This is a genomic window from Methanoregula sp. (assembly GCF_002835825.1).
Lineage (GTDB): Archaea > Halobacteriota > Methanomicrobia > Methanomicrobiales > Methanospirillaceae > Methanoregula.
On sequence record NZ_PIZH01000279.1, the window covers coordinates 1 to 2874 of the forward strand.

Here is a 2874-nt window from a genome sequence, read left to right on the forward strand (position 1 = left end):
ATGACGTGTGCGCAAGCCCGGCTCAATACCGTCCCCCATCGGCCGAATGCGAAGCCTGTGTCGATGATTGCAAGCGAGCGAACTTCCCCGACTGCTACGGAAGCATCTGAGGGAGAGATCTGTCATCCACAGGCCTCTGTGGGCCGGGCAGCCCGCGGCAGGAAATACTCCGTAACGAGACACGAACAGGCCCTTGCGGTCCTATGTGGTAAGCACCATGGTACAGATCAACCCGGAATCACTGAATCGTGTCCGCGAGGTCTTAAAGAAGAATCCCCGGGGGCTCAACATCCAGGCGATCGCAGCACAGTGCGGCATCAACCGGATGTCGGTTGCCAAGTATCTCGAGATCCTGACCGCGAACGGGATCGTTGAGGTGCAGACGGTAGGAAACGCCAAAGTGTACTTCCTCTCGCGGCAGATCCCGGTCACCACGTACATGGAGTACACCTCGAAGCATTACTGCATCACGGACGACAAACTCAACGTTGTCCAGCTCAACGAGTGGATCCCGAGGACAGTCGGGATGCAGTACGAGGACTTCATCGGACGCCCCCTTCCCGACGTGCTCAGTGGCGTTGTCGTCAACATGGACGAATGCCGGGCCGCGATGGAGAAGGCCCTTGCCGGAGAGGTGACCACGATTGTCGTTGAGGAGAACTTCAAAGGAAAGCACCTCTTCTTCGAGATGCTCCACATGCCGGTCCAGTTTCCGGACGGGTCCCACGGAATGATGGCGGTCAGCCAGGACATCACGGACAAGAAAAAACTCGAGATCGCCCTGCGGGAGGAGGGGGACCGGCTCCGGGACCTTGTGGAGCACATGCCCGACATCGTCTTTGCAACCGATCCCGCTGGTGTCCTTTCCTATATCAGCTCCCGTATCGCGGGGTACCATTTTGATCCTGACGGATGTTGCGGGCGACCCTTTGGCGACCTTGCCGTGCCAGAGGACCGGAAGGCAGCGATGGCAGGGCTGCTCGCGGCCTGCGATGAAAAGACCCCCCGTCGTTTCCGTCTCCGGGCGGCGGTGCCGGATGGACGCGAAGTATGGTTCGAAGCTACCGTCGCGGCCCGGTGGGACGATTCCGCTGCATGTACCACGATCCACGGCTCGCTCCGCGAGGTGCAGGGCGGGGAAGAGACAGGACGGAAGAAGACTGCAAAGAAGATGTGAGCCTTCCCGCAGCATAGATCCCGGCACCGCCACCTTCCCAGCAGTGTGGAAACGGCACTGCGGATCCGGGCAATTCATGTCATGCGGCACGTAACCGGGTACTACGGACCAGGCCGACGGGGACGCGGGGCCGGCAGGAGCAGGGGGATATGAAACGGTACATTCTTCTTATCGGGGTCGCCGCGGTCCTTGTGCTGATCGCCGCCGCATTGGTATCCCTGTCCGGGTTCTTCAGTCTCCCGGAATCCGCACATCTCCCTGCAGCCGGCCCGATCGCACCGGATATATCCCCCCAGCCTTCCTCAGCACCGTCTTCAGGAGCCGTATCGCGGACATACCCGTACGTGCTCCGCGGGGAGAACGGCACAATCCGGCTTGACCTTGACCCGGGCCTGTACAACCGGCTCGCTGCCGGGGCACCGCCATCCGTGTGCCCGGCTCCCGCAAGCGGGGCGGACCCCTGCCCGGATGAGGAGATAGCCCGGTTTTACCAAGAATTGATCGTCCGGCCGGAGGAGCGGCCGTACATCAGTGCCCTTGTGCAGCAAATCCAAGAAAAGACGGATGTCCGGGACGACCAGGCCCGCATCGCGATCAGCCTTGTCCAGCAGATCCCGTACAGGTACAACCAGTCCTATGCGCAGGGGAGCGGGAACCTGCGGTCTCCCTCTATGGTCCTCTACGACCAGAGCGGGATCTGCGATGAGAAATCCGTGCTGCTTACATCCCTGCTGGAGGAACTCGGGTACGGGGTTGTCCTCTTCTCGTTTCCGGACCAGCAGCACACGGCAGTCGGGATCAGGAGTCCTCCGGCATTCTCCTGGAACAACACCGGGTACGCGTTTGTCGAGACCACGTTCCCCGCCATTGTGACCGATGACAAGGGGGAGTACGGGGGCGGAGGCACGCTCACCGGCCCACCGGTCATAATTCCCATTGCAGACGGGGGCTCTTTCGATTCCGTTGGTACCGAGTATGCCGATGCCCTGACATTCATCCGGCTGAGGGACCTTGTCCGTACGAGCGGGGACAGGCTCACAGGAGAGGACCGCACAGAAGCAGAAGCCCTGTGCCGGAAGTACGGCATGCATTCGTGCAGCGGATGAACGGTGCGGCCCGGGCATTGTCCGGGCCAATGCTGCCCTGTGCCGCCGCCACGGCCCCGTATGCATCGAGCCGGCCGGCCGTGCTGACCCTGCCGTCAAGGGATGGCAGGGGCGTTGCGCCTGCTCGGAGGAACTCCCGGATCTCCGCGTTTGTCACCAGGGGATCGACCGATTGTACCAGCACCGCAACTCCGGCGACCTGCGGGGCGGCAGCCGAGGTTCCGTCCATCACGTAGTACCCGCACAGCGGGTCGGGCGCCCCCGGTGCGGCGCAGGCGTACACCGGTATGCCGGTGCCCGGTGCTGCAAGGTCGACGGACTCGTTCCCGTAATTCGAGAACGAAGCGAGCCGGTCATTGTTGTCCGTTGCGGCGACAGCGACGAGGTTGGGGAGGCGGTACGATGCAGGGTACCGGGGCACCGCATCGTTGTCGGAGCCGGCGGTTCCGGCAGCCCCGACGAAGAGGGCGGGGGAGGCGCCGGTCGCGTCCTCAAGCGCCCATGACGCCACCCGGGTGATCCACGGGGTGCAGAAGACCGCGGCGGCACGCGCACCGGCAGACGGCATGGCCACCGACAACGCAGCTAGCG

At 63.1% G+C, this 2874-nt stretch carries 3 protein-coding genes; 2 read left to right on the forward strand and 1 reads right to left on the reverse strand.

Annotated features, from left to right (window positions below; translation table 11 throughout):
• Window positions 1-217 precede the first annotated feature (217 nt).
• The gene (locus CW742_RS09760; protein WP_292419764.1) at window positions 218-1177 is read left to right on the forward strand and encodes a PAS domain-containing protein; all 960 of its coding nucleotides are present in this window, start codon (window positions 218-220) and stop codon (window positions 1175-1177) included.
• Between the two features lie 149 nt (window positions 1178-1326).
• Complete coding sequence (locus CW742_RS09765) at window positions 1327-2283, forward strand: hypothetical protein (RefSeq protein ID WP_292419767.1); 957 nt, start codon at window positions 1327-1329, stop codon at window positions 2281-2283.
• On the opposite strand, the gene CW742_RS09770 is transcribed toward CW742_RS09765, so the two are convergent.
• On the reverse strand, window positions 2213-2874 hold a 662-nt coding region (locus tag CW742_RS09770; RefSeq protein ID WP_292419770.1), incomplete at its 5' end, for a S8 family serine peptidase. The two genes, CW742_RS09765 and CW742_RS09770, sit on opposite strands and share 71 nt — an antisense overlap.

Excerpts from the sequence above, each read along its gene's own strand:
- CW742_RS09765 (WP_292419767.1), top strand. The coding sequence starts at position 1,327 with ATGAAACGGTACATTCTTCTTATCGGGGTCGCCGCGGTCCTTGTGCTG.
- CW742_RS09760 (WP_292419764.1), top strand. The coding sequence starts at position 218 with ATGGTACAGATCAACCCGGAATCACTGAATCGTGTCCGCGAGGTCTTA.